This is a genomic window from Bdellovibrio sp. ArHS (genome assembly GCF_000786105.1).
GTDB lineage: Bacteria > Bdellovibrionota > Bdellovibrionia > Bdellovibrionales > Bdellovibrionaceae > Bdellovibrio.
The window spans coordinates 212915-219233 of record NZ_JTEV01000010.1 but is presented as its reverse complement, the minus strand read 5'-3'; the positions used below and the strand labels follow the sequence as shown (position 1 = coordinate 219233).

6 protein-coding genes are annotated in these 6319 nt (G+C 48.9%); 4 read left to right on the top strand and 2 right to left on the bottom strand.

Features of this window, described 5'->3' with window-relative positions:
• Positions 1 to 184 precede the first annotated feature (184 nt).
• Both OM95_RS05405 and OM95_RS05400 read left to right on the top strand, forming a co-directional pair.
• Positions 185 to 970 (top strand): hypothetical protein, encoded by a 786-nt coding sequence (locus OM95_RS05405; RefSeq protein ID WP_041871065.1) that lies wholly within the window; start codon positions 185 to 187, stop codon positions 968 to 970.
• Positions 971 to 1081: 111 nt separating this feature from the next.
• On the top strand, positions 1082 to 1825 hold the full coding sequence (locus OM95_RS05400; protein ID WP_041871064.1) for a hypothetical protein: 744 nt from the start codon (positions 1082 to 1084) through the stop codon (positions 1823 to 1825).
• Between the two features lie 71 nt (positions 1826 to 1896).
• Here OM95_RS05400 and OM95_RS05395 read toward each other — a convergent pair whose 3' ends face one another.
• Entirely contained in the window at positions 1897 to 3078 is a 1182-nt protein-coding gene (locus OM95_RS05395; RefSeq protein ID WP_041871062.1) for a hypothetical protein, read from the bottom strand.
• Between the two features lie 56 nt (positions 3079 to 3134).
• Here OM95_RS05395 and OM95_RS05390 point away from each other — a divergent pair, with 56 nt between their 5' ends.
• Positions 3135 to 3698 (top strand): hypothetical protein, encoded by a 564-nt coding sequence (locus OM95_RS05390; RefSeq protein WP_041871060.1) that lies wholly within the window; start codon positions 3135 to 3137, stop codon positions 3696 to 3698.
• Here the strand turns inward: OM95_RS05390 and coaE are convergent.
• On the bottom strand, positions 3695 to 4306 hold the full coding sequence (gene coaE, locus OM95_RS05385; RefSeq protein WP_041871058.1) for a dephospho-CoA kinase: 612 nt from the start codon (positions 4304 to 4306) through the stop codon (positions 3695 to 3697). The genes OM95_RS05390 and coaE overlap by 4 nt on opposite strands.
• Positions 4307 to 4371: 65 nt before the next feature.
• Here coaE and OM95_RS05380 point away from each other — a divergent pair, with 65 nt between their 5' ends.
• Complete coding sequence (locus tag OM95_RS05380) at positions 4372 to 6312, top strand: serine/threonine-protein kinase (protein WP_041871056.1); 1941 nt, start codon at positions 4372 to 4374, stop codon at positions 6310 to 6312.
• Positions 6313 to 6319 lie beyond the last annotated feature (7 nt).

Genomic DNA, 6319 nt, shown 5'->3' with positions numbered 1-6319 from the left:
GGGGCCCCCTGGGCTTTCACCACGCATAACAATAAGATCAATGAAATGTAATTAGGCACATCTATCCCCATTAAGTCTGGTATATGTGGTCGCGAGTCGACCGACAACAGCGAATTAGAACACCCTGAAAACCCTGACTGAATCCTAACAATAATTTCTGGGTTTATTCCAATATAAAAAAGCCATGAAGCTGACTTTACGCCACCTCATCCTCTTTTTGCTCTTCTTGCTTTGCCAACCCGGCTTTGCGCAAGAGTCAACCAGCGTTATGCCTATTCCGGAAGACGTAAAGAACTGGAACCTTAAAGTGGAGCTGGAAGCAAAGTCAACTTTCGATAGTGAAAAGAAGATCAATGGATCTGCATCCGAGGCCGACATTCAAGGGGCCTGGAGGATCAACGAACTTTATGGCCTTGTCCTGGGATTCCAAATAAGCCACAAAGACGAAGCAGAGGCTCGCGAAACGTCCCTGGACCAAGTAAAAGCAGGACTGCGTATTTCCAAAAAGCTCTGGGATCTTAAGTGGCGGATTCAAATGACCTACAACTATCTTCTTCAGGAAGCGCAAAGAATCGACGACGCTCGCGACGGAGCTTTGCTGTTGGATATTCGCACGCACCTGCCGTTGCAAACCTGGGGAAAAGCACGTCTTCGCCTGAAACACTCGGAATATCTGCCACGCGAAGGCGGGGACGATATTGAACTTCGCCAAAGTAAGCTTGAATTTTCTCCCTCTTATCTGTGGGGACGCTGGGCTGCCGGACTCAAGAACCACATCACCCGTTCTGCGAATTTCAATGAAAGTGTCAATACTTTAGATATTGCCCCTTTTGTAAAATTCGCCGGAGATCACTTTGAACCCTTGTTCAAGGTGATCTATCGCCCTGTAGAAAAATCTTCCCACTTCGCGACGGCGGAAAACTGGGAGTCCCATCCCGTCTATGCTCTGGAAATGGAGATGAATTTCTAGCGTCTCAGGGTAAGACAGTTTGTTCTTTTTTTAATAGAAATCCGAGTTAAGAGCCCCTTCTGGATTCCGATAAGTACTAAGTACTTTCAAGACTTCATGAAGGAGACGTCGATGCAAATTTATAAATCTGCAGCTTTGTTAGCGACCTTGAGTTTGGCTTTTGTCCTTACGGGATGTGAGGGCGAGCAAACAGAGAAGGACATGATTGCCGAAGCGCAGTTTTGTCTGGATAAAGCCACCGATGAAGCATCGGCGATGGCCTGTACACAAAAAATTTCGGGTCTGACTTCCGCCCGCGCGAACTCTCTTCGTTGCGCCGCTGGTTTCATCGCCGCAGAAGTCACCGATCCCGCAAATCTTTCAAGTGCTTTAAATGCCATTCAAGACAATCAAAGTACGACAGTGTTGCTTTCCGCTTTGACGTTTCCACGTATTGATCTTATGAACGACACTTTCACAGCCTGCGCAGCCTCTGGCCAAGAAGGATTGACCCTGATTGGGGCCATGGCTAAAAGTGCGACTTTGCTATCCAGCGTGGCGGGAGGAACATTTGGTTCTTGCAGTTCACTTACGAATTGTGATGCCGCTCAGCTAGAGACGACCATCACAAACTTGATTGCGGGCTTAACTTCCGTGGACCCTCTTGAAGTCCAAGAAGCTGAGCAAGCTATCACACAGGTGACTGAGGTGGTGCAAACCGTTTACACGACGACTTGCGGAGGCAGCAAATCCGCAAATGAAGATATTTGTGGTCAGATCAACACAGCGTTGGGTCAGGCCGGCGTCGACATCGCCACGTCTGATCCCGCAGAAATCGTCGAGCTGGGAAAGAAGCTTCTGGAGCAATGGAAGTAATTTTTCACATGCTTAGTAAAACAAAAAAGGCTTCCCAAGGAAGCCTTTTTTATTTTCTTTAATCCAGCCTTTTAAAAATCCAGATTCAATCGTGTCGCATAAACGCGGCTTTCAATCGGGGTATTTCGGGTTCCCACATCATCGGCATAAGAGACAACATCAAGGTTAAAGATGCCCAGCTCTGCCGAAAGACCCGCCGTCCAAAATCCCTGACTCATTCCCACGCGATACTGGCCTTTCCACCAACTGGTGACTGTCCAATCAAATTCGAAGCCCAGATGGATGCCTTTCCGCCAAGTGAAGTCCGGATGTCCTAGATCTCTGACATCCAAGACACCCCGGCCGCCAAAGATCCACATCGAGGGATACTCCCAGCGCGAGCCCAGGTCGAAGACACGGTAAAGTTTTTCGGGTGTGCCATTTTGTTTTTCTTTGTTCACCAGTTGCATCGACTGTCCAAAACCGGTTTCAGCGACATTTCTTACCACAGCACCAAAAGTAGGATGGGCCAAACGCAATAACGACCAGAGGCCAGAGTCTGGAAGCTCGGGCGTCCATAGAACTCCCAGATCCGCATCCACGGTGTAACCTTCAAGCAGATCCTCTTTTGCCACAATCTCGCTACTTGCCGCCAAGTCTGTGGCACTGATCGGCTTACTAAAAAAACCACGATTGACGAATTTTCCAGTTACGCCCCAAGAAAAACGTCCAAAATCGAACCAATGAAGATCGTCGGCATATGCCAGACCTAAAGTCGTGTCCGCATACACCGTCGCATTCAATGTCGGTCCCACCTGCTGATGCATCGCCATTTCAACACTGACATCCATCGGGATTAAGGCCATACCCCAGTTAGGACGAACCCAAACGCCTTCCAAAGGCGCGAGTCTTAATGAGTACACGTCGCCATAGTGCTTCTGAATCAGTTGTAAATAGGCTGTCTGCTTGTCCGTTTCAGATTGATTGGATGACTCGATCTGCGAATACTCATCGTAAAAGTCCATCGCTCCCGGCGTGCCAGCGGCACTTAAAGACAAATTGACCTGTCCGTCGTCTCGTCGTGCCAACCCTGCCGGGTTGTAAAAAATCGCAGAATAGTCATTAGCCACAGCGACAAAGGCGTCGCCCATCCCCAAGGCACGCGGAGCTTGATAGTGATGATGGATCGTAGTGCTGATACTTTCCGCCTGGACAACGGGTCCAGTTAACAGCGCAAAAAGTCCCGAGAGGAAGAGGAATCCCCGGTTCGACATAAATTTGCCTCCAAATTTGTTAACAATGATTGTAGTCGTAATTTATACTTTGTCTTATGCGAGTTCTTCTTTCTCTTCTTTTTTTGACCTTGGTCGTGAGCCCCCTTTTCAGTGCGGCCGCTCCACAAACAACCACGACTTTAGAAACGCAACCCTTGAATGCGGAGGCAGATCCTATGCTCGATATTCGCGATCCGGAATTGCGTGATTCGCCGCCCACGTTTTTGTTGGGAGCTGCTTTGGGTTTTGCCGGTGGCAACTATTTGGAAAGTGATGAGTGGACTCAAGGCCCTTTGCTTTCGTTACGCTTTATTCCTCTTCAAGACGACTCGATCTATTGGGATTATGAAGTCGCCGTGAATACCGCGAACTTTGTTGGGTTGGGAGCAGGCTACCGTTGGTATTGTTGCCCTGATGACAGATTCAATCCCTATCTAAGAGCTTCCGCAAATCTCTATCTAAAAGGCACTGATGAATTGGCGGGGCTCGTGGAAATTCGTCGTTGGCGGGCCCGAGCGTCGGTGGGATTGGGAAATGCGTTCACCACAGAATTTGGTGTTGGTGTCGCTGTGACGGGGCCGGATCTCTTCGCTCAGTTCGGTTATAACTTCACTTTTTAAGTAGGTTCCGGCGTCAATGTCTTCAACCACGCTAGAAGTCTTTCGATTTCTTTCAGCAGGTGCTGTTCATCGCGATTGTTATGAAGAACAAAGTCCGCATGTTGCTCTTTAAACTGAATGGGAATCTGCGAAGCAATGCGCATATCGATTTCATCATCAGTCCAATTTTGTCGACGACGCAATCGCTCTTTTTGCTGTTCTTTTGTGCAAGAGACCACGATCACCGCATCGAATTGATCGCGCGCTTTTGTTTCAAAAAGCAAAGGGATGTCATAAATGGCGACCGGATGATTCATCTCTTCCAGCAGACGTCGTCGTCGCCGGGTCTCTTCACGAATCAGAGGATGTAAAATTCCTTCCAGGCGATGTAAAAGTTCGGGATGGCCGAAAACATGCTGTCCTAATTTGCGACGATCTAAGGAACCATCAGACGAAAGAAAGTCCTTTCCGAAAACATCGATCACGGACTTCAGTCCAGGAGAACCGGACTTCACGACCTCTTTGGCAATTTCGTCCGCATCCACAACCGGAATCGCGTGATCTTTCAACGCCCGGCTGACGGTGCTCTTGCCACAAGCTATACCTCCGGTCAGTCCTATCCACTTCATAGACAATTCTCCTTAAGGATTGATTTTATTTTACCGATAGACCTCACAAAGGGGAATAAGTTTTCATGTCTCAATCCGTAGAGCAGTTTGGTAAGTACATCCTTCTAGAGCGTCTCGCTGCCGGCGGTATGGCGGAAGTGTACCTATCTAAGTCAACGGGTGCTGTGGGCGTCAACAAGTTTGTCGCTATCAAACGAATTCTCCCCCAATACTCTGATCATCAAGAATTTATCGAGATGTTTAAAGAAGAGGCGAAGATTGCCGTGAATCTGAATCACGGGAACGTTGTCTCGATCTACGACTTCGGGGTTGAAAGAAGTCAATTCTTCCTGGTCATGGAATACGTCGAAGGACGCAACCTGCGCCAGATTCTGAATGAACTAAAAAAATCCAACACACAATTCACGATTGAACAAATCGTCTACATGATGAAAGAAGTTGCCGCTGGTTTGGACCACGCACACCGCTGTCTAGACGGTACGACGGGCAAACCTTTGAACATCGTTCATCGTGACATGAGTCCCCAAAACATCATGGTCAGCTTTGAGGGCGAAGTTAAAATTATCGACTTCGGTATCGCCAAAGCCGAAACCCAACTGGAAGCCACCAAAGCCGGAACCCTCAAAGGGAAATACGGTTACATGAGTCCCGAGCAGGCCGATGGACAATCCATCGACACGCGCACGGATATCTTTTCTTTGGGCATCGTTCTTTGGGAACTTTTGGCTAACGACCGTCTTTTCACTTCTAACAGTGAAGCGGCGATTCTTCGTAAAATTCGTGAATGCCAAGTTCCGTCCATCCGCAAGATCAATCCTTCTGTTCCTCCGGAACTGGAAAGAATTGTCAATAAAGCTTTGGCGAAAGATAAAAGCCTTCGCTATCAAACCGCGGCGGCCTTGCACCGTGATTTGAATCGCTTTTTAAATACGCAGTATCCGGAGTTCTCTCCGCACGACTTTAGCGTCTTCATGAAAAATGCATTTTCCGCGGCGTTTCTTGAGCAACGTCGCAAGTTGGTGGAGTTCGCAAAAATTCAGGGCACAAATCCTGATGATAAGACTGTGGTGACCCAGACAGACATGCGCACCCAAGCTCGGGCTCTTCCACAGGCGCCGGTTCCCGATGAAAGCGAAGAAAAACTAAACATCGATACGTCGACCGACATTCGCGTGAATCTGGACAACCTCAAGACGCCCCCGAAACCAGCGATGCCTGCGGCGGGACAAACCAATACTAATATCACACAGACTCGTACATCCGCGACCGGCGTTTACGCTGGCACGGGCACGATGACACGGACACCTTCTGGCATCTCACAAAATGGGACTCGCACCTCGATTCCAAGAACCGCGTCTTCTTCATCCATAGAAGATATGACGGGCCTGGTGATGAAAGCCGTCATCGGCTTGGTCCTGATCGTCGGTGGATGGTGGGTTTACAACAATCTTATTGCGAAGAAAACACCGAAAGCTCCTGCGGTGGGCGCGACAGCCGTGGCTCCAGGAACGCCAAACACGGCGCAAAACAGTGGAACTCAACAACTGGATATGGCGGCAACGTCTCCGGAATACACGGTAACTATCTATAGCAGCCCAGACCGCGCTCGCGTCGTCATCGACGGTGTTGATACCGGAGAATTCACGCCGGCCCGCAAAACCGTCAAAGCCAACACTCCTTTCAGCCTGCGCCTAGTGAAGGAAGGTTATACGGACTTGGTGACAACAATCACTCCGACTTATGAAGCCTATTCTTTTAACGGCACACTGCAAAGGCTTCCCCGCGTCGCCTCTGTGATTATTAACATCGTTAATGGTGGCGCCAATCCAGAGCTTCGCATTGCCGGAGTTCCTGTTAATATCAAACCCAGCGGCGATGCCTATCTGATCCAGGCCGAAGTGGGAGTAAAAATTCAAGCTGTGAATAAGACAACCGGGCTTTCTGCTGAGACCACTGTCACAGTGCCAACAGATCAACGAAAAATTGTCGACTTGTATTTGAAGTAATCTCCGT